Genomic DNA, 21,380 nt, shown 5'->3' with positions numbered 1-21,380 from the left:
ATCTTTAACAAAAACTTTGTACATAATCCGAGTTTCTTCTTGAGACCTCCATCAAAACAACAGATCAGCCATAATCTCTCTCTTATATGTCATCCTCTTTGGTTTACCTTAGCTGGGACATGTCAATTACTTGACTTTTTACAGTCATTCCTTTATGATTCTAAATAGAAATCCAAAGAGAAAGGTAATTTGAAATGATTTTAGCATGCAGAAATATTTCTAAAAGCTTTGGAACAGACCAGATTCTTAGCAATGTTTCTTTCCATGTAAACGAAAGGGAAAAAGCCGCTGTTATCGGTATTAACGGCGCAGGAAAATCCACCCTTTTTAAGATTATTATGGGAGAACTGGCACCGGACGACGGAGAGATTATATTTGCAAAGGGTTGCAGTGTTGGTTATCTTGCACAGCATCAGGGACTCTCCTCTGAAAATTCCATTTATGATGAAATATTAACCGTCAAACAGGATGTTATTGATATAGAAACCAAGGTTCGCCAGCTGGAGGAATCCATGAAGGAGGCATCCGGAACCGAACTGGAGCAGATGCTTTCTGCCTATACAAGATTAAATCACGAATTTGAATTGAAAAATGGCTATGCTTATAAAAGTGAAGTTATTGGCATTTTAAAAGGACTGGGTTTTACTGAAGAAGAATTCTCAAAACCTGTCACTACATTATCAGGCGGTCAGAAGACACGTGTTGCTCTTGGTAAACTACTCCTAAGCAAACCCGAGTTAATCCTTCTGGATGAGCCTACCAATCATCTTGATATGGAGTCTATTGCCTGGCTTGAAAACTTTCTGGTTAATTATCAGGGTTCTGTTGTTGTAATAGCCCATGATCGTTATTTTCTTGATAAAGTTGTAACAAAGGTCGTAGAGTTGGAACAGGGTAAAGCCGTCTCTTATGATGGTAATTACACAGCTTATGCCGATAAAAAAGCCATGCTGCGGGATGCAATGTTAAAACATTATCTCAATCAGCAAAGAGAAATCAAACATCAGGAAGAGGTAATAGCCAAACTTCGTTCCTTTAACCGTGAGAAATCCATTCGCAGGGCTGAAAGCCGTGAAAAGATGTTAGATAAAGTAGACCGCCTGGATAAGCCGGTTACTTATGAGCCCCAGATGCACATTAACCTAGAGCCTTCGGTAATCAGCGGTAATGATGTGCTGCGAGTTGAAGGACTTGCTAAATCCTTTGGCAGCTTAAAGCTATTTGATAATCTGAATTTTGAAATAAAAAGAAGTGAAAAGGTCTCTATTATCGGAAATAACGGAACGGGTAAGACCACTTTATTGAAAATCATCAATGAGATAATACCTGCGGACTCCGGAAAGGTAACCTTAGGTTCCAAAGTAAAAATCGGATATTATGACCAGGAACATCAGGTTCTTGATTCAGACAAGACTCTTTTTGTGGAATTAAGTGATGCTTACCCTAATATGGATAATACCGCTATCCGTAATATTCTGGCTGCTTTTCTCTTTACCGGAGATGATGTGTTTAAGCGTATTAAAGATATCAGCGGCGGCGAAAAAGGACGTGTGTCCCTGGCAAAGCTAATGCTCTCAGAAGCAAATCTATTAATCCTGGATGAGCCTACCAACCACTTGGATATCACCTCCAAGGAAATTCTTGAAAATGCAATTAATCGTTATTCAGGAACCGTATTATATGTTTCACATGACCGTTATTTTATCAATAAAACTGCTACCAGGATTATGGATCTTACCGGTAATATGCTGGTCAATTATATCGGTAATTACGATTATTACCTGGAAAAGAAAGATGAACTTACACCCAGTAGCATTTCTAACAATACGGTTTTTTCACAAAAAGAAAAGGATTCTGAGGAGTCTGATACGAAACAGGATTGGAAACAGCAGAAGGAAGAACAGGCTAAGATACGTAAGCGTCAGAATGATTTAAAGAAAACAGAAGAAGAAATACAAAAATTGGAGCTTCGGAACGAAGAAATTGATGAATTATTGACGAATGAGGACATCTATACCAATTCCAGTGAACTTATAAAGCTTACCACAGAGAAAAAGTCTCTGGAAGCAAGATTGGAAGAACTCATGGTAATGTGGGAAGAACTGGCAGAGTAGAATTAATACATTCTGTTATCTGGGTTTTGTTAATATTAAGAAACAATTACTTTGTAAAACAGAGTGTTGCATCATAAAATCCAGTAACTTCTATAACAGGAATGGCTCCCGGCTTATAGGTTGTACTTTGTAACCTGCAACATATATACCGGGAGCATTCTTATTGTATTCGTTCATATGGTATGTTTTAATCTCAAAAGCCGAGCTAATCTTCCAGCAGGTAAGCATCATCCGGAGACAATCTCCGTTCAGGTGTAAAAATCAGCCAGTCCGTAATATCTTCTATCGTATAAGTGCCTTCGCTGCCGGTATGCATATCCTTTACATAATAGGGTTCCTGGGTAAGTGTTCCCCTGACCTGGTCCTCTGTAATTTCAAGAAGTTCAAACCAGATATGCTCATGGAAATTATCCTCGGTTTTATACTCATCATCTACTGTCAGACCAATTTTTACAAGTATCTTATTTTCTTCTGAGGTTATTGCTTTTCTTACGTAATCAAGCCGTTCCAAAGCCAAGGCTCTCATTCTATCTGTTTCTTTGTTGGAGATCATATAGATTGGATTATCTTTGAGTATATCATCATAGATAGAAACGGGCTTGTATTTCTTCTTTTTATAATCCTCCTCCGTTGGATAAGCAAAGACAGCACTGGTATTTCTGTTATGACTCTCCTCCCTGTCTCTTCTCCCCCCCAACATATCGAAAGCATATCCTTTCACAGCTTCTTCCCAGGGTATCAGGGTTATCACCAGATAATCCTCCTCTGATAATCTTGCCAGGTAGAGAGGCTCCTTGTGCTTTAAAGGTTCTTCTGCCTCCAGCATCCGATTAGCAGCGGTTTCAATGATATTATAATGATTGTTATAGGTATCTTTGGTAGAATTCAATACCTCCAATTCAGTGATACCACAACGCGATAATCCATGGGAATGCAGCCATACCTGATCATCATCGGATACGGCCTGAACGGTATAAATATAACGAGGAGCGGGCGGTACATCGGAGCTTGCCGCCATGGCTACCCATCTTCCGGACAGAATCTTTTCAGAGCTGATATCAAGCAAAGCCAGAATATCCGGTATTATTCCATTTACTATTTTTAGCTGTAAGTGATAGGACTCCAAACTGTCATCACCAAAAAGCATATCAATCCTTAAACCAGATTCAGCTCTTACAAGCTTATGCATGTCTACATCAGGAAACAAATGCTGCTGTCTGTAGAAATCCGGTAATGCAAAACTATCCGGATAGAAAATCAATGGATACTCATTTTTCTTGTATTCTATTACTACTTCAAACTTATAATCCTGCATTTTCCTGGACAATATATTGATCCCGGGAATCTCGCTGAGACGTTTTATAAGGACTTCAGGTTCTTTTATATCGTCTTCTTTCTTTGGTATTGCCAACATCATGCTGAAATCATCAAATTGCTGTTTTTCTTCTACCTTTCGGTTAAATAAATTAAATAATCCCATTCGTATCTCCTTATCGGCGGTATCCCTTAAAGTTACAAAATACACTTAAACCGTCTTTGTAACTATTTACAAAGGCGGTTTAAATGCAACTATATTTCATTACTCATGAGGGTCTGCTTTCAGGCACTTGCTGCCTGTGTTTCCTTTTACAACCCTCTATCACTTATGTTCTTGATGGTATTCATAATATGTTCATGAGCCAGCATTTCTGCCTTATCACCATCTCTTTGACGGATAGCATCCAATATGGCGGTATGTTCCTTATTGGAGTTTGCCGCCCGTAAATCCGAGGCCAGGGTTATCTTTCGTATTCTTTGTACATAGTGATGAAAATCAGAAAGTATATGATTTAAAATCTTACTGTTGGAGGCTTCATATATCAATTGATGAAACTTATTGTCCAACTCCACAATCTGTTCGTGATGTTCTTTCTTTGCGTGAAATTCAGACAAATATACAACTTCCTCCAGCTCATCTATCTGTTCTTTGGTAATGTATTCACATGCCCATTTGGCACAAAGTCCCTCCAGATAAGACCGGATAATATAAATATCATGGATATCTTTTTCTGAAATGCCATTCACATAAGCACCTTTGTTGGGTACTATGTTTACCAGCCCTTCCAGTTCAAGCTGACGTAAGGCTTCTCTCACCGGCGTACGACTGACCCCCAGTTCCTGTCCGATGGTGGTCTCTTTTAATTCGTCATTCTGTTTATATTTTCCTGATAGTATATCTTCCCTGATCTTTGTAAACACTCTGCCTCGAAGGGAATATTTATCCGTATTTTCCTTATGAACATCTTTTTCGTCCACAAAATTCCTCCTAAAGCTTTTCAATGGTCTCCATTAGGTAATCGGCAAATTCCGCGCTGGTTGCTCCGGTATTTCTTCCCGTAATGACCAGCTTCTTCTCAGTAATGGTGCAGATATCTAGTGCTTTATATAGCTTATCTGCTTCATTCTGATATCCGATATGTGATAATAACATAGCACCTGCACGGATTACGCTGCAGGGATCTGCATAGATATCTCTTCCTTCATCCACCATTCTGGGTGCTGATCCGTGGATTGCTTCAAACATAGCATACTGCTTACCGATATTGGCACTGCCGGCAGTTCCCACACCGCCTTGAAATTCTGCTGCTTCATCCGTAAGAATATCCCCGTAAAGATTGGGTAACACCAGCACCTGGAAATCTTTTCTTCTCTTTTCATCTACCAGCTTTGCAGTCATGATATCAATGTACCAGTCATCTGCTTCAATCTCCGGATATTCCTTCGCTATTTCTTTAAAGGTATCAAGGAATTTACCATCTGTTGTCTTAATGATATTCGCTTTGGTTACTGCCGTTACTTTGGTTTTATTATTTGCTTTGGCATATTCAAAGGCAGCTCTGATAATTCTTTCGGTTCCCTGACTGGTAACCACTGTAAAATCTACTGCCAAATCCTCTGTTACAGGAAAGCCCTTGCTGCCTACTGCATATGCACCTTCTGTATTTTCACGGAAAAAGGTCCAGTCAATTCCCTGCTCCGGAATACGTACCGGACGCATATTAGCGAAAAGATCCAGTTCTTTTCTCATAGCTACATTGGCACTCTCAACATTGGGCCAGGGATCACCTTTTCTTGGTGTTGTTGTAGGTCCTTTCAGAATAACGTTGCATTTCTTAAGCTCTGCAAGCACATCATCAGGAATCGCCTGCAATTTTTCTGCCCTATGCTCAATGGTTAATCCATCAATCGTCTTAAAGGTTACTTTTCCTTTTTTTACTTCCTCACTTAACAGGAACTCAAGCACTCTTTGAGCCTGACCTGTTATGGCAGGGCCTATACCGTCTCCTCCGCATACGCCGATTGCTATGGTTTCAAGCTCTTTATAGTTTACAAAATCCGCCTGATTCTTCATTACCTCAACCCGCGCCAGCTGCTCTTCTAATAATTTCCCGAATTTTTCTTTTGCCGCCTGTATAAACTCTGTCATCTTACACCGTGCCTTTCTTTTGCATGTTAATAAGTTTCTATTGAAGCATTCGAATGGTAGTCCCATACAATGCAGATCTAAATTCCTGTGATAGCTTATCAATAGGAATTTACAACCGGTTTTCTCTGATGTCCGTAATTACTCCGATTAATTCTTCATCTGTAATTACCGTTACACGTCCGCTGTCATATTCCTCATCTACCCATTCTTTTACCTTAATTACAAGAGGGTCATTCTTATCAACAATTTCATCTCCCTTTAGCTTAAAGTAAGTATTAATCCAATGAGCGATACCGGCAAGCCCTGAGGTATTGGATACCGCAACCAGAGCAGGCCTGTTTAAAAATTTCTCCGTATCAAATATATTATATATTTCCTCATTTTTCAATAGTCCGTCTGCATGAATTCCTGCTCTTGTAACATTAAAGTTCTTTCCGACAAATGGTGTTCGGGGAGGAATCTTGTAGCCGATTTCTTTTGTAAAATAATCTGCCAGCTCAGTAATTACGGTTGTATCCATACCGTCTAAAGTCCCTTTAAGCTGGGCATACTCAAAGACCATGGCCTCCAGTGGTGTATTACCGGTACGCTCACCAATACCGAAAAGGGAACAGTTTATACCGCAGGCTCCATACAACCAGGCAGTAGTGGAATTGGTAACCGCCTTATAAAAATCGTTATGTCCATGCCATTCTATCAGGTGCGAAGGTACCCCTCCATGCGTTAAAAGCCCATAGATGATACCCTGTACAGACCTGGGTATCACAGCACCTGAGAAATTAACTCCATATCCCATGGTATCACAGGCTCTGATCTTAACTGGTATACGATATCTTTCTCCCAGCTTCATTAATTCCATACAAAAAGGTATAACAAAACCATGGATGTCAGAGCGCGTAATATCTTCCAGATGGCATCTGGGCGCAACACCGGTCTCAAGACATTCCTGGACAACATTCAGATAGTGGTTCATGGCTTCTCTTCTGGTCATCTTCATCTTATAAAAGATGTGATAATCAGAACAGCTTACCAGTATTCCGGTCTCTTTCATACCGATATCCTTCACCAGTTGAAAATCCTTCTTGCTGGCTCGAATCCAGGAGGTGACTTCCGGGAACTGATATCCCTTCTCCATGCATTTATACACGGCATCCCTGTCCTTTTTACTGTACAGGAAGAATTCACTCTGGCGTATAATCCCTTTGGGACCTCCAAGTCTATGTAAATAATCAAATATGGTAACAATCTGTTCGGTGGAATAAGGAGCTCTGGATTGCTGTCCATCACGGAAGGTAGTATCTGTAATCCATATCTCTTCCGGAAAATTATGAGGCACTATTCTGTCATTAAAAGCTATTTTAGGGACCTCATCATAAGGAAATAAATTCCTGAAAACATTTGGTTCGCCGACATCAACCAGAGTGTATAAGTGCTCCTCCAGCTGAAGCAGGTTATTCTGACGGTTCATAAATACTTTCCTGTTTTCCATTGCTCTGCTCCTCATTCCTATAGTTTTGTCTTTTATAATTTGTCTTATTGTATACAATTATACCTGTGTTGTCAAGAAGAAAATTTTGCAATGTAAACAGATAATGAATTATCACGTTACTACAGTAAACTATAAATCATAAGATATCCTATGGCAAGTACATAACCGTTACTTTTTAAAAAAATCCGAAGAAATTTTCTTATACTCATCCATTTTGCCGTTTTAGTTCTATATTCCAATAGAATGCAAATAAGCTCCATCTGCTTATTTATAAGTAATTCCTTTATAAGGCCTCGTACAAAGTCTAATTTATACTTTCCTTTTAGGTCGTATTATTATATAATTTAAAATATCTATATAAGCTGATAATTGCTTTATTTAATAGTTCATTTCAGCTTATAATTGCAATTACAGGAATTCTTTCTGCTCTTACGGACAGGATTCTTCGTGAAATAACCTATGAAAGAGGTAATAATATGCCTAAAAAAAGAATGGTAGTTGTATTAGGCAGAGATGCGTTTGCCGAAACTTTTCCGGAACAGCAAAAAGCAATTAAGAAAGCGGCCAAAGCTATTGCCGACTTAATTGAAGATAATTACGATATTGTAATCACTCACAGTAATGGTCCCCAGGTCGGCATGCTTCATACCGCAATGACTGAATTTGCAAGACTCGATAACCTGTATACTGCGCCTCCCATGTCAGTCTGCAGTTCCTTAAGCCAGGGTTATATGGGTTATGATCTTCAGAACATACTGCGTACCGAACTGTTAAACCGAGGTTTATATAAACCGGTGGTAACTCTGATCACACAGGTTAAAGTAGACCCTTTTGACGAAGCTTTTGCTAATCCTACGAAAGTCATTGGCAGATATATGACCGAAGAAGAGGCAGAAAAGGAACAACAGAAAGGGAACCATGTAGTGAAGCAGGAAAAGGGCTACCGCAGAATAATTGCTTCTCCAAATCCTCTGGAAATATATGAAATTGATTCTGTGAAAGCACTCCTGGAAGCAAATCATCTGGTAATTGCCTCCGGTGGCGGCGGAATTCCTGTGCTGGAGCAGGGTACGAATTTAAAGGGTGCCAGCGCCGTTATAGAAAAGGATGCAACAGCAAAGTTACTGGCTGAAGGTGTGAAAGCAGATACCCTTCTGTTCTTAACCGGTGTTGAAAAAGTATATTATGGTTTTGGTAAACCGGAGGCCCGTCCTCTTGATACTATTTCCGTTGCAGAGGCGGAAGGTTATATAAAAGAAGATATCTTTGAGTCCGGATCAATGCTTCCTAAGATTAAAGCAGCCGTTGAATTTATCAAAGGCTCTGATAACAGAGAAGCTATCATTGCTCCCATTGAGAAAGCACTGGATGCTGTTCATGGCAGAGCCGGAACCCATTTTACCAAATAAGAAACTTATTCCCATTATAAAATGCACCTCAAAAGGATTTGATCTGTCTGTCCTTTTGGAGGTGCATTTGCTTTGGATTCGTATTTTCTTTTGGTATAGAGTCTTAGATAATATAATTTCCCAAGTCTTCCTGGAAGTTCTGAATCATGGTATCAAATACTGTAATCTGGTCGTTCAGTTTCTTTATCTGTTCAACATAAACGGTAACATTGGAATTGGCTTCCTGTGTGGACGCCGAATTTTCTTCCGCTATAGCCGCAAGATTCTGTATTCCGTCAAACAGGTCTGTAATATTATCTGCCTCTGATTTCAATTCAGTTGAATTCTTGATTAAAAGCTGGGATACCACCTTTAATCTCTGATTCATCTGACTTGATGTTGTAACCGCATCCGAGAGCTTGGTATTTTCATTTTCCAGAACCGTATACTGTGTATCGATACCTTCAACGACTATTCCTATACTGGAAACAAAGCCCATAAGACTCTCATTAATCTGTTTAACCGCTTTATTGGTTTCCTCTGACAGCTTTCTTACTTCTTCCGCTACTACGGTAAAACCTTTTCCGGCCTCACCTGCTCTGGCGGCTTCTATAGAGGCGTTTAATGCCAGCAGATTAATCTGCTTGGCAATCGAGGCCACGATAAGAACGATCTGAGTGATTGCATCGGCATTATTCTTTAAGTCCGTGCTTTCTTTTTTGATATTACTGAAACTATACAGGACATCTGCAATCTGGGAAGCTGTAGCCTGAACATTCTTAAAACTGTCTTCGATTCCAAGTACTGCTTCTTCAATCTGAGTCTTATTCTGCTGGCCTTCATTAGAGATTGTCGTTACGTTCTGTACACTATCATCCAGAACACTGATAGCCTTTGTAGTATCCTCCGCCTGAGTTACAGCTGCCTGGGCTACCTGATCCAGTACTACCGTAATATCATCGGAGGTATTCATCATGGTTCCGGCAATATCAGAAACTGATTTATTAAAGGTATAGAGCTCATCTACGATTGCATTGAAGCCGATAAAATCTTTCTGAATGTTTCTCTTTATCTCGTTTATATGTTCCATGTAAATCTCGTATTCATCCTTTGTCTTAAGCTTTATGGTCTCTACGAATTTACGCTCGCTTAAATTCTTTAGTTCTTTCATGATCATCCTGCTGGGGCGATTAAGAGAAAGAGCTGACAAAAGGGAGAAACCAAAAGCAACAAGAGCAAGTATTCCTGTCTTTAGGATACCCTGGGATAATAACAGGGAGGTCACGGTAACAGCAGCGGTATTTACAATTGAGGACTTTACAGCAGTATTCTTGATAAATCCAAAAGACAGTAATCTGTTGACAAGATATTTCTTAGTGGATTGAATTTCTCTTTCAAAGGTCAGTTTAAGCTGCGTCTCTTCTTCATTCTGATACAGAATTTCAATTTGGGCTTTTTCGTTAAAATGCTTAATGGCCCCATTGGTAAGACCAATCAGGTAGTCCACCATACCTCTTTTTGACCGGTACGTAAATAAAATTTCATGTGAAGATATTGTTTCTACATCGAGAAGAGGAGGTTTTGCACCTCGGAAGCGTTTCATAACAATGATATGGACATCATTCATAGATTTCAGGAACTGATAAGCAGACTCATGCCGGAAGAAACCAGGGTAGTTCTTACTAAAGGTCTTAATATTTTCCTCTCCCATGGTATTCCATATTTCTTTGGTTGTTTTTCCTAACTGATCTCCGATGTGGTCTATGATTCCCCTGGCTACTCTGTCTTCCACATCTTCAAAAGGTGTAAAAATATGCTCACTTGTAAGGTTGAAATCTTTTAATGCTTTATTGACAATATCATTGCCATACAGCTTCCTGCATGATTCCACCCAAGACGATACTACTGTACCTTTCATAACCTTCCTCCTTAAGTTAATAAATTACCGCATTTATCTTAATTTTTCGATTTTTTAACATAATATACTACATCATTATAAATCATCTGTCATTTAAAAACAAGACAGAGCCATTACTTTTATCCTGCCTTAAGTATCATTGCCTTAAGGCTTGCATAGAATAACTAGCAGATATCTATAAATGTAAGGATGGTGGCAGAATTGTGCGGAATAGCAGGTTTTTGCAGCTTCAAGGAAAATTACTCTAAGGAGTCTGCCAAATGGCAGGAGACTCTGGCTAACATGAAGAACAGTATTAAGCACAGAGGTCCCGATGAGGACGGTTTTATGCTGGAAGAGCATGCGGGTTTTGCTCACGCCAGGCTCTCTATCATCGACCTGGCAAATGGTAAACAGCCAATGACCAGAAAAATCGGTAATCGTTCCTATACAATTATATATAACGGAGAACTCTATAACACCAGCGAGCTTAGAGAGGACTTGGAAATCAAAGGCTGGCGCTTTAAGACCACCAGTGATACAGAAGTTATTCTGGTAGGAATCATTGAATACGGAAATGAATTTGTAAAAGAATTAAACGGAATCTTTGCATTTGCAATCTGGGATTCCTATCAGGAGACCTTAAGTATCTTCAGAGACCGTTTAGGAATCAAGCCGCTTTTTTACACCAATACCGGCAATGCATTGATTTTCGGCTCTGAGCTTAAGGTGTTATTTGAATATCCCGGCATCAGGCCTATAATAGACAAAGAAGGGCTGTGTGAGGTCTTTGGAATCGGTCCTGCAAGAACATATGGAAAAGGTGTATTTAAGGGCTGTAAGGAAGTACTTCCGGGATATTATAACGTTTATACCAGAGACGGAATGAAAGAATATCAGTATTGGAAATTAGTAAGCCGGCCGCATACGGATTCTTATGAAGAAACCGTTGAAAAAACCGCCATTTTGTTAAAGGATTCTATTATCAGACAGATGATATCTGATATTCCTATCTGTACTTTTCTCTCCGGTGGTGTTGACAGCAGTATCGTTACTGCCGTTTGTGCTTCTGAGCTTGCCAAAAGAGGCGAACAGCTTAATACCTTTTCTTTTGATTTTGCCGGAAATGATCAGTACTTTAAAGCGAATGATTTTCAACCCTCCAGAGACAGACCTTATGTGGATTTGATGGTAAAGCATTTTAATACCAAACATACTTATCTGGAATGCGATAATTTTAAACTTGCAGATGCCCTGTATAAAGCAGTGGATGCAAAAGACCTTCCCGGTATGGCAGACGTAGATTCCTCCCTGCTGTATTTTTGCAGTGAAGTCAAGAAATACAATAAAGTTACTCTTACCGGTGAATGTGCCGATGAAATTTTCGGAGGATACCCCTGGTTCCACAGCAAAGAGGCTTTTGAATCTGCTGCTTTTCCCTGGTCCAGAAATATCGAACCCAGAAAACAACTCTTGCAGGATGACCTGCTTCAACTATTGAACCTGGAGGATTATATCAACAAGACCTACGAAACCTCCGTAGCTGAAACCCCCAGGCTCTCATCAGATAATGCAGAGGAAACGAGACGTAGGGAAATCTCTTATCTCAATATAAAATGGTTTATGGCAACACTACTGGACCGTATGGACAGAACCAGTATGTTCTCCGGTTTGGAAGCCCGTGTACCTCTTGCGGATCATAGAATACTGGATTATGTGTGGAATGTCCCCTGGGATATTAAATGCAAAGGCGGTGTAGTAAAGCATCTGCTACGCGAAGCCGCGAAAGGACTGCTGCCGGATGAGGTTTTATACCGCAGAAAGAGTCCTTATCCCAAAACCTATAATCCCCATTATGAAGCAATCCTTGCAGAAAGATTAACGGAAGTACTGAATAATCCCTCCTCTCCCGTTAACCGGCTAATCGACAGGAAGAAAGTGGAGTCTTTCCTTTCCGCCCCTTCTGATTATGGTAAACCCTGGTTCGGCCAGTTAATGGCTGGCCCTCAGATGCTGGCTTATTTACTGCAGATAAATTATTGGCTTGATAAATATAAAATCGAGCTGGAAATCTGAGCAATATAAGTTCCTTTCAGTTTGTCATTATAGTCAGCTTTGCGATACAACAACTCAAATTCTGCCTTAGTTCTCCTTACAGGCATAACAAAATACCCTGCAGGCCGGATAGTTTTAGAACTGTCCCAGCTTACAGGGTATATTTGCTTCAAGTTCTATCTTAGCAGGTTATGCTGCTTTGATATTTCATTACTTAATTTAATTACTTAATTTTAAAGAAACCTACATGTTCATTCAATTTAGCAGCACTTTCTTCATTCAGTTTAGCCTGCTGCAGTACTTCAGAAGTCTTCTCTGCTATGGAGGCGGATTTTTCAGCAATATCTGTTGCCCCCTTTGCTCCTTCATTTGTAGCTAAGGTCACTTCATCGATGGCAGTTTTTATATATTGAATGGATTCCTTTAGAATCTGGGTGGAATCCTTTATTTCAGCCACCATTGCTTCTACCGTACCAGCATCAACATCATACTGCTCTCCGATGCGAACGGTATTTTCATAATCCTTTATTACCTGATTATCCACAAAGGATAATATATTCTGAGAGTCAACAACCAGTTCATTTACGGCATCAGCAACTAGGGTTGTAATATTTTCAATCTTCGAAACCGCCGATTTGGAATCTTCTGCCAATATACGTATCTGCTCGGCAACGACCGCAAATCCTTTTCCAGCCTCTCCTGCTCTTGCTGATTCAATAGAGGCATTCAATGCCAGCAGATTAGTCTGTGAAGTTATGGATAATATGGTCTGAGACAATGACTTGATTTCCTCAATGGCCTTTGTCTTTTCAATGGACTGACGAAGCCTCTTATTAGCACCTTCATATGCCGTTACCGCTGTTTGCTGGGATGAAAGGGCAGCTTGCTTTAGATCATCTGCTCTTCCTTTGATTTCGTTCGACAAAGTAATTCCATGGTCTAATTTTCCTGAAACGTTTGATATCTCCTTCTCTATTTCAGTGGCAGTATAACCTATTTCCTGAACAGAAGCAGCTGTTTCTTCCATTCCTGCTGAAAGTTCTTCTGTTGTAGCGGAAATATTTTCTATATCCTCATATACATTATTTGAACCAGCCACCATATAATCGATGGATTCTTTTATCTTACTGCTTTCCGTATGAATATTCTCCATCATCCGGCTGATATTTTTCTGCATCTGTAAAAAGGACCTGTTGATATCACCGGACTCATCCCTTCTAAGAATCTGTTTGCCTGAAAAGATACCGGTCAGATCTCCGTTCTCAATTCTTGCCATGCTTTCTTTGATCTTAACAAATCCTTTGGATATGATTTCACCAAGCACATAGGATACAATTAGCCCCAGAACCAGCATCACTCCCAGGATAGCCAGAATGTAAATAGATTTTTGCAATATATGTTCATTGAGATCCTGCGCAAATACGCCGCTGTACCACATTCCTACTATTTGCTTGTTTTCATCATATAACGGTACATAATAAGCGTATGCCTTTTTCTCTAATACAAGGGCCTCCCCTTTATATTCCGTATTTTCTCCTATAACCCTTTGCGCTACCTTCTCAGAAGCCTTGGTCCCTACCACACGGTTACCGTTCTTATCGGTTATGGTGGTGGACACCCTGGTGTCCCCTGCAAAAACAGTGTACATATTATCTGTTTTTTCAGAAATTGCATCCAATATTTCCGTATTGTCATTTATAAGGGTTTCGCCTTTATAAAGGTCTTCTCCCTCCCTATGCCAATTGCCTGGGATCTTACTGTCCAGTAGCATCAACCCCAGGGCAGAGTTACCTGACAGTTTATCATAGATTTCTTCAACTATGACATCCTTAACGGTCATACGAAAAAATACACCTACAAAAATTATAAAACTTAGTAATACTGCTGCAGAAGCTATTGATATTTTATATCGTATCTTCATCGTTAATTTGCGCGGACTTACAGCGCTTATCCTTTCAAAGGTTCGTAATAACTATTCTCATTATACCTTTTTGTTTTTGACAAAACAATCCTAAAAATGATAAAACCAGCCGGAATATTCAGGAAATTTACCGGCTGGTTCTACAAATTATTTTTAAAAGCGATATTGAGTTTTAGAATACGGGTACTACAGCACCCTGCCACTTCTCTTCAATGAATTTCCTGGTTTCTTCTGATGTAACTGCTTTGATTAATGCTTTGGTCTTATCAGATTCTTCATTGCCTTCTTTTACAACGATTACGTTTGTATAGGTTTTTGCTGCATCTGAGGAAGCATCCTCAACTAAAAGTGCATCTGCTGCTGCAGAAAGGCCTTCTGTTAAAGCATAGTTACCATTGATAACGGATAAATCAACGTCCTGGAGTACTTTCGCTGTCTGTGCTGCTTCAATTTCATAGAACTGTATGTTCTTAGGATTCTCCGTAATGTCTTTAACGGTTGCTTCCAGTCCAATATTTTCTTTTAACTTGATAAGTCCTGCTTTTTCTAATAACAATAAAGCTCTTGCTTCATTTGTTGTATCATTAGGAACTGCAATCTGTGCTTTATCAGGCAAAGCATCTAATGACTTTGTCTTACCTGGATATAAGCCAAGTGGTTCGAAATGAATATTGGAAACTGCTACTAAATGTGTTCCATTTTTGGAATTGAAATCATCCAGATAAGGCACATGCTGGAAAAAGTTAGCATCCAGGCTTCCGTCTTCTGTGGCTGAATTTGGCTGAATATAATCTGTATACTCTACTACTTTAATAGAATATCCCTGCTCAGCTAAAGCATTCTTAACCGCGTCAGAATTTAAGATAGTGGCATGTGGCTCAACAGTGGCTCCTACAATGATTTCGGTTAACTCTGCCGGTGTAGCTTCTCCTTCTGTAGTGGGTTCTGCTGCTTCCGTTGCTTCTGCCTGTGTAGGTTCTGCTGTAGCATTATCGGAAGAGCCTGAAGTATTATTTTTTGTACCGCAGCCTGCTAAAAGAGCTCCCGCTAATAACAGACTTAAAGCAAATGCAGATAGTTTTTTCACTTTTTTCATAAATCAATTCTCTCCTTTTCCTCTTTTATCAATCTTCTTTGATATTGAATGCCCTATGCTCTGGATTATCTGTACCATAATTACAAGCAGTATTATAGTAACAATCATGACATCAGGCTGATATCTGTAATAGCCATATCTTAAGGCGATATCACCAAGTCCCCTGCCGCCAACGACTCCAGCCATGGCCGTGTAACCAACCAGAGTGATAGTGGCAAGTGATGCTCCCATGATCAGGGAGGGTCTTGCTTCCGGCAGCAGCACTTTATAAATAATCTGTCTGGTATTGGCTCCCATTGCTTTTGCCGCTTCTATAACTCCTCCGTCTACTTCCCTTAAGGAACTTTCAACCATTCTGGCAACAAAAGGTGTCGCTGCTATTATCAATGGAACAGTTGCAGCTTTCGGTCCTATTGTAGTTCCTGCGATCTGTCTTGTAACCGGCATTACAAAAACCAGTAAAATGATGAAGGGAATAGATCTGCCTATATTAATAATAAAACCTAAAAAACCATTTAGAGCCGGAATGGGATAAATACCGCCCCTCCTTGTTACCTCTGTTACTATCCCGATAGGAATCCCCAGTATGTATGCAACTGCAATGGAGGTAAATGTCATAAATAAAGTCTCCAGGACACCTTGCCCTATCATTGTTCCATAATCGGTATATAAGGTTCTTAAAGTATTTCCAAATTGTATGATAAAATCCTGAAATTGCATTATTCTTCCCCTCCCCCTAATAACTGTGCAACAATTTTTGAAGAGGTGTCGCCAAATACTGCCTGGGTATTACCAATTGCTACAATTTCTGACTTATCCAGTACTGCAACCTTGTTACATATCTTTTGTACCACATTCATCTCATGTGTTATCATAACAATCGTTACACCGGTCTCTTCGTTTATTTTCTTCAACAGTTTTAATATGGATTCTGTTGTTCTGCTGTCAAGTGCGGAGGTTGCTTCATCACACAACAGAATAGACGGGCTCGTGGCCAAGGCTCTGGCTATTGCTACTCTCTGTCTCTGTCCGCCGCTTAATTTCGCAGGATACTCGTATTTCTTCTCCTCTAAATCCACCAGCTTTAACAGTTCATCTACTCTGCGTTCTATTTCTTTTTTCTTTTGCGCTCTTTTCTTAAAATATCCAAGCTTCTTATAATCCTTATCGGCCATACCCGGAATCTTAAATTCATGTACACCTGTGATTTCAAGTCCAAAGGCTATATTCCTTGCAACATTTTTCTGCATTAACAGATTAAAGTTCTGAAATATCATTCCGATGTTTTTACGAAGGGAATTTAAGTCTCTTCCTTTTTTTCTTGTAATCTCTACCCCGTCGATTACAATGGTACCCTTTGTCGGCCTCTCTAATAAGTTCAGACAACGGATAAACGTACTTTTTCCTGCCCCGCTCATGCCGATTATACCAAATATATCTCCATCCTCAATATCCAGACTGATATTTTTCAGAACGGTCAGCTTCTTATTCTTCGCTATGGAAAATTCTTTTGTGAGCTGTTTTACCTGAATCATACCTTCACCTTTGTAGTTGAAATTCATTTCATACTTATTTGATATGATTTGTATGAATAATTTATACTACCTTTCTATAGATTTGTCAAGCTCTTTTTTTACTAATTAATCAAATTTTCATCACATGCTTTAATACTGCAAAAAGTTACAACATATGCAGTTATACTATACCATTATGCCTTCTGTCAAGGTTTCTGGTTTATAATTATACATTATTTTAAGCACATCTGATTCCATTTTTACATGTGCATAAGCACAATACAGGCAAATCCAATATTCCGATAAATTCATACTCAAATAAGAAGATAAACAGTAATTTCTTTCGGTTATTTATAAAAACCGATGCTTCAAGCCTGCAGATTTGCAGCTACTGAAACATCGGTTTTTATCCTATTACTAAATTAGCAGTTTTCGTTTCCTGCTTTGTTAAATGTATGAAATCTTAATCTAATTCCTATCATAATTAAATCTTGGTCAATTCTGACATATTCTTGTAGATTTCATAACGTTCCTTGGCCTGTTCCTCTGCTTTCTGGAATAATTCCTCTGCAATCTCGGGATATGCCTTCGCTAAGGAGCTGTAACGAACCTGTCCCATTATAAACTCTCTGAAGCTACCTGTTGGTGCTTTGGAATCCAGGATAAATGGATTCTTGTTATCTTTTTTCAGGTCAGGGTTATAACGGTATAAATGCCAGTAACCTGCTTTAACTGCTTCCTTGATTGTAGCCATACTCTTACCCATACCGACTTTCATACCATGACTGATACAGGGGGAATAAGCAATAATCAGAGAAGGTCCTTTATAACTTTCAGCTTCTCTTACCGCCTTATATAACTGGTTATTGTCGGCATTGATACCTACCTGTGCAACATATACATTTCCGTAAGTCATCATCATTCTGCCAAGATCCTTTTTACCGGATTTCTTACCGGAGGCAGCGAACTTGGCTACTGCTGCTGCAGGTGTGGATTTGGAAGCCTGCCCGCCGGTATTGGAATATACTTCTGTATCAAATACCAGCACATTGATATCTTCACCGGAAGACAGCACCTGGTCAAGACCGCCGTAGCCGATATCATAAGCCCAGCCATCGCCACCAACAATCCAATGAGATCTCTTAACAAGATAATCTTTCTTCTCCAGGATCTCATCAATAAGTTTTTTCTTCTCTTCATCCGGTGTTTTATATTCTGTTAGTGCCTTTACAAGCTTTTCACTGGCAGATTTACTTATTTCTCCATCCTGCTTATAATGAATCCAGTCATTGATAAGCTCTTTCACATTTTCCTCAAGCCCTGTTTCCAGGAGCTCCTTCATAAGTCCTTCCAGCTTGGCACGTATCTGCCTGTTACCAAGGTACATACCAAATCCATATTCTGCATTATCCTCAAAAAGAGAATTTGCCCAGGCAGGACCTTTTCCTTCTCTGTTCGCTGTGTAGGCAGTACTTGGTGCTGAAGCCCCCCAGATAGAGGAACAGCCTGTAGCATTTGCAATCATCATTCTGTCTCCGAAGAGCTGTGTGATCAATTTAATATACGGTGTTTCACCACAGCCTGCACAGGCTCCTGAAAACTCCATCAAAGGCTGCTTAAACTGGCTTTCCTTAAATGTGTTTCCATAAGACAGATTGTTTTTATGACCAACTTCATAGAAGGCATATTTCCAGTTCGGCACCTGGACTTCTGTCTGGGAATCGATGGGTTTCATCACCAGTGCTTTTTCTTTGGCCGGGCAGATATCTGCACAGTTACCGCAGCCAGTACAATCCATTGTGCTGACCTGAATGCGGAACCTATAATTTTCATATCCTTTACCAGTAGCTTTTAAGGCAACATAATGTTCAGGTGCCTTCTGCATTTCCTCCTCTGTCATCAAAAAGGGCCTTATAACCGCATGCGGGCATACATAGGAGCATTGATTACATTGGATGCAATTCTCACTGATCCACTCCGGTACATTAACAGCAATACCGCGTTTTTCAAAAGCAGTGGAACCATTTGGGAAGGTACCGTCTTCTCTTCCTTTAAAAGCACTGACAGGAAGTTCATTTCCTTTTAACTCCTGCATTGGCCGCATTATCTTTTGAACGAATTCCGGTTCATCTACAGCATTTACCGCTTTATCCGAAGCATTCTTCCAGTGTTCCGGTACCTTTACTTCATGAACACCTTTTACACCACGGTCAATAGCTTCGTGGTTCATAGCAACAACCTGCTCACCTTTCTTTCCATAAGAATAGGCGGCAGCTTTCTTTAATTCTTTCGTAAATACATCTTCCGGCAGGATGTCAATGAGCTTAAAGAAGGCTCCCTGCATTATCATGTTAATACGATTTCCAAGTCCGATTTCACCGGCAATGCTTACAGCATCTATGGTATAGAAGCGGATATTTTTCTCAGCCAGGTCTCTCTTAAGCCCTACTGGCAGCATCTCCTCCAGTTCATCATCCTTCCATTTGCAGTTTAATACAAATATTCCACCGGGTTTGATATCGCTTAACATATCATATTTGTTCACATAAGATTGGTTATGACATGCCACATAATCCGCATGGACCACCAGATAGGTAGACTTTATCTTTGTCTTTCCGAATCTTAAGTGAGACATGGTAATACCTCCGGACTTTTTGGAATCGTAATCAAAGTACGCTTGTACGTTATAGTCCGTGGAGTTACCGATTATCATAATTGCCTGCTTGTTTGCACCTACCGTACCATCTGACCCCAGACCCCAGAATTTGCAGGCTTTTCTGTCAGAAGGTTCTGTCGAGAATCTTTTCACTTCCGGAAGAGAGGTATCTGTTACGTCATCGGTAATCCCGATGGTAAAATGATCTTTTGGCGAATTCTGTTTCAGGTTCTCATAAACTGCTGTTATATCTGCCGGGGTCGTATCTTTTGAACCCAGACCAAATCTGCCTCCGATGATTTCCGGCTTGTCCTTTTCGTCTGCCAGGCTTGCACTGATGTCCAGATACAATGGCTCATACAGAGCACCCGGCTCTTTTGTCCTTTCAAGAACTGCAACCTTCTTTGCGGTGGAGGGAAGACAGCTTAGAAAGTGCTTTGCACTGAAGGGGCGGAATAAATGAACCTTTATAAGACCATATTTTTCACCATTTTTATTATGATAATCTATGGTTTCCTCAATTGTTTGGGTTACAGAGCCCATTGCAATTATTACGTATTCTGCATCTGCTGCACCATAGTAATCAAAGAGACCATATTTTCGTCCGGTAAGCTCTCCCATTTTGCCCAGATATTCTTCTACTATGGGTACAATGTTCTCATAATATTGATTAGCGGACTCTCTTCCCTGGAAATAAATATCCGGATTCTGGGCTGTTCCTCTGGTAACCGGATGGTTGGGAGATAAAGCTCTGTCCCTGAAATCCTTTAAGGCCTTATAATCAAGGAGGGAGGCATAGTCCTCATAATCAAGTGCTTCTACCTTCTGTATTTCATGTGAGGTACGAAAACCATCAAAAAAATGTACAAAAGGAAGACGCCCTTTTATCGCAGACAGATGAGCTACAGGTGCCAGATCCATTACTTCCTGAACAGAACCGCTTGCCAGCATCGGGCACCCTGTCTGTCTTACTGCCATAACGTCTTGATGATCACCAAAAATACTGAGCGCATGCGTGGCGATTGCTCTTGCACTTACATGAAAAACCCCCGGTAGTAATTCACCTGCTGCTTTATACATATTTGGTATCATAAGTAACAATCCCTGGGATGCGGTAAAGGTTGTGGTAAGAGCACCGGCCTGAAGGGAACCATGGAAAGCACCGGCAGCACCGGCTTCTGATTGCATCTCCACTACATTTACTTCCTGCCCGAAAATATTCTTTCTTCCCTTCGCTGACCAGTCATCGGTAACCTCTGCCATACTGGTGGACGGAGTTATGGGATAGATTGCTGCTACATCGGTAAAAGCATACGCAGCATAAGCTGCTGCTGAATTACCATCCATCGTCATTATTGTTTTAGCCATTTGTAACCTCTTTCCTGAATTTAGTAAGCTTTAATGTACTGTTTTTTAATCTATAACTGGCTTCCATTATCTACCCAGTTCTTTGCCTTTTCCACCTCATACTCTGAGGGAATTGATACCTGGCTGTGTTTTACGATTTTCTCTTCATTTGCCCATGCAGCTGTTTCTTCACTGTTTGTTGCACTAATCGTATCAAGCCTTTTATTCTTTTCCGAATTTAATGAATTCTCTTTTCTATTCTGCATTTGGTTCTCCTTTTCAATGTATTTTTAATGTATCAGGTGTGTATGGACACTTAAATAATGATGTAAAAAGTTCTCGTCACTACCTGGTTAAAAACTGATATATCAATACAGTTATAAATTAACCAAATACCTTAAAAATATACAATGTTAACCATTTCCTCTTTAAAAAAC

Annotated in this window: 14 protein-coding genes; 3 read left to right on the top strand and 11 right to left on the bottom strand. The window is 40.0% G+C overall.

What is annotated here, in order from left to right; all coding sequences use genetic code 11:
• Nucleotides 1-194: 194 nt before the first annotated feature.
• Nucleotides 195-2,114, top strand: a complete 1,920-nt coding sequence (locus R2R35_RS21415) for an ABC-F family ATP-binding cassette domain-containing protein (protein ID WP_317731898.1) — start codon at nucleotides 195-197, stop codon at nucleotides 2,112-2,114.
• 205 nt (nucleotides 2,115-2,319) lie between these two features.
• Here R2R35_RS21415 and R2R35_RS21410 read toward each other — a convergent pair whose 3' ends face one another.
• The 4 genes from R2R35_RS21410 to R2R35_RS21395 form a co-directional block, all read right to left on the bottom strand.
• A complete protein-coding gene (locus R2R35_RS21410) occupies nucleotides 2,320-3,594 on the bottom strand; it encodes a DUF4026 domain-containing protein (protein WP_317731897.1) in 1,275 nt (424 codons plus the stop codon).
• Between the two features lie 146 nt (nucleotides 3,595-3,740).
• A complete protein-coding gene (locus tag R2R35_RS21405; RefSeq protein ID WP_317731896.1) occupies nucleotides 3,741-4,409 on the bottom strand; it encodes a GntR family transcriptional regulator in 669 nt (222 codons plus the stop codon).
• Nucleotides 4,410-4,419: 10 nt separating this feature from the next.
• Complete coding sequence (locus tag R2R35_RS21400; protein ID WP_317731895.1) at nucleotides 4,420-5,580, bottom strand: isocitrate/isopropylmalate dehydrogenase family protein; 1,161 nt, start codon at nucleotides 5,578-5,580, stop codon at nucleotides 4,420-4,422.
• A gap of 109 nt (nucleotides 5,581-5,689) precedes the next feature.
• On the bottom strand, nucleotides 5,690-7,069 hold the full coding sequence (locus R2R35_RS21395) for a 2-isopropylmalate synthase (protein ID WP_317731894.1): 1,380 nt from the start codon (nucleotides 7,067-7,069) through the stop codon (nucleotides 5,690-5,692).
• Nucleotides 7,070-7,545: 476 nt separating this feature from the next.
• On the opposite strand from R2R35_RS21395, the gene arcC reads away from it, so the two are divergent.
• Nucleotides 7,546-8,478, top strand: a complete 933-nt coding sequence (arcC, locus tag R2R35_RS21390; protein WP_317731893.1) for a carbamate kinase — start codon at nucleotides 7,546-7,548, stop codon at nucleotides 8,476-8,478.
• 103 nt (nucleotides 8,479-8,581) lie between these two features.
• Here arcC and R2R35_RS21385 read toward each other — a convergent pair whose 3' ends face one another.
• The gene (locus R2R35_RS21385) at nucleotides 8,582-10,375 is read right to left on the bottom strand and encodes a methyl-accepting chemotaxis protein (RefSeq protein ID WP_317731892.1); all 1,794 of its coding nucleotides are present in this window, start codon (nucleotides 10,373-10,375) and stop codon (nucleotides 8,582-8,584) included.
• A gap of 201 nt (nucleotides 10,376-10,576) precedes the next feature.
• On the opposite strand from R2R35_RS21385, the gene asnB reads away from it, so the two are divergent.
• Nucleotides 10,577-12,430: an asparagine synthase (glutamine-hydrolyzing) gene (gene asnB, locus R2R35_RS21380; RefSeq protein ID WP_317731891.1), complete on the top strand. Its 1,854-nt coding sequence runs from the start codon at nucleotides 10,577-10,579 to the stop codon at nucleotides 12,428-12,430.
• A 202-nt stretch (nucleotides 12,431-12,632) separates the two neighbouring features.
• On the opposite strand, the gene R2R35_RS21375 is transcribed toward asnB, so the two are convergent.
• The 6 genes from R2R35_RS21375 to R2R35_RS21350 all read right to left on the bottom strand — a co-directional run bounded on the left by R2R35_RS21375 (nucleotide 12,633) and on the right by R2R35_RS21350 (nucleotide 21,209).
• On the bottom strand, nucleotides 12,633-14,249 hold the full coding sequence (locus tag R2R35_RS21375) for a methyl-accepting chemotaxis protein (protein ID WP_317731890.1): 1,617 nt from the start codon (nucleotides 14,247-14,249) through the stop codon (nucleotides 12,633-12,635).
• A 253-nt stretch (nucleotides 14,250-14,502) separates the two neighbouring features.
• Nucleotides 14,503-15,426 (bottom strand): MetQ/NlpA family ABC transporter substrate-binding protein, encoded by a 924-nt coding sequence (locus R2R35_RS21370; RefSeq protein ID WP_317731889.1) that lies wholly within the window; start codon nucleotides 15,424-15,426, stop codon nucleotides 14,503-14,505.
• Between the two features lie 3 nt (nucleotides 15,427-15,429).
• A complete protein-coding gene (locus R2R35_RS21365; RefSeq protein ID WP_317734837.1) occupies nucleotides 15,430-16,077 on the bottom strand; it encodes a methionine ABC transporter permease in 648 nt (215 codons plus the stop codon).
• A 68-nt stretch (nucleotides 16,078-16,145) separates the two neighbouring features.
• Nucleotides 16,146-16,961 (bottom strand): methionine ABC transporter ATP-binding protein, encoded by an 816-nt coding sequence (locus R2R35_RS21360; RefSeq protein ID WP_317731888.1) that lies wholly within the window; start codon nucleotides 16,959-16,961, stop codon nucleotides 16,146-16,148.
• Nucleotides 16,962-17,424: 463 nt separating this feature from the next.
• Nucleotides 17,425-20,964 carry a pyruvate:ferredoxin (flavodoxin) oxidoreductase gene (nifJ, locus tag R2R35_RS21355; protein ID WP_317731887.1) on the bottom strand — a complete coding sequence of 1,180 codons (3,540 nt, stop codon included), beginning with the start codon at nucleotides 20,962-20,964 and terminating at the stop codon, nucleotides 17,425-17,427.
• A gap of 50 nt (nucleotides 20,965-21,014) precedes the next feature.
• A complete protein-coding gene (locus tag R2R35_RS21350) occupies nucleotides 21,015-21,209 on the bottom strand; it encodes a DUF3787 domain-containing protein (protein ID WP_317731886.1) in 195 nt (64 codons plus the stop codon).
• Nucleotides 21,210-21,380 lie beyond the last annotated feature (171 nt).

This window comes from Anaerocolumna sp. AGMB13020 (assembly GCF_033100115.1).
Taxonomy (GTDB): Bacteria; Bacillota; Clostridia; order Lachnospirales; family Lachnospiraceae; genus Anaerocolumna.
The sequence above is the reverse complement of the archived record's forward strand: the minus strand, read 5'-3'. Positions and strand labels throughout refer to the sequence as shown.

Excerpts from the sequence above, each read along its gene's own strand:
- R2R35_RS21410 (WP_317731897.1), bottom strand. The coding sequence starts at position 3,594 with ATGGGATTATTTAATTTATTTAACCGAAAGGTAGAAGAAAAACAGCAA.
- arcC (WP_317731893.1), top strand. The coding sequence starts at position 7,546 with ATGCCTAAAAAAAGAATGGTAGTTGTATTAGGCAGAGATGCGTTTGCC.
- nifJ (WP_317731887.1), bottom strand. The coding sequence starts at position 20,964 with ATGGCTAAAACAATAATGACGATGGATGGTAATTCAGCAGCAGCTTAT.
- R2R35_RS21415 (WP_317731898.1), top strand. The coding sequence starts at position 195 with ATGATTTTAGCATGCAGAAATATTTCTAAAAGCTTTGGAACAGACCAG.
- R2R35_RS21365 (WP_317734837.1), bottom strand. The coding sequence starts at position 16,077 with ATGATAGGGCAAGGTGTCCTGGAGACTTTATTTATGACATTTACCTCC.
- R2R35_RS21400 (WP_317731895.1), bottom strand. The coding sequence starts at position 5,580 with ATGACAGAGTTTATACAGGCGGCAAAAGAAAAATTCGGGAAATTATTA.
- R2R35_RS21395 (WP_317731894.1), bottom strand. The coding sequence starts at position 7,069 with ATGGAAAACAGGAAAGTATTTATGAACCGTCAGAATAACCTGCTTCAG.
- R2R35_RS21370 (WP_317731889.1), bottom strand. The coding sequence starts at position 15,426 with ATGAAAAAAGTGAAAAAACTATCTGCATTTGCTTTAAGTCTGTTATTA.
- R2R35_RS21360 (WP_317731888.1), bottom strand. The coding sequence starts at position 16,961 with ATGATTCAGGTAAAACAGCTCACAAAAGAATTTTCCATAGCGAAGAAT.
- R2R35_RS21385 (WP_317731892.1), bottom strand. The coding sequence starts at position 10,375 with ATGAAAGGTACAGTAGTATCGTCTTGGGTGGAATCATGCAGGAAGCTG.
- R2R35_RS21350 (WP_317731886.1), bottom strand. The coding sequence starts at position 21,209 with ATGCAGAATAGAAAAGAGAATTCATTAAATTCGGAAAAGAATAAAAGG.
- R2R35_RS21375 (WP_317731890.1), bottom strand. The coding sequence starts at position 14,249 with ATGACCGTTAAGGATGTCATAGTTGAAGAAATCTATGATAAACTGTCA.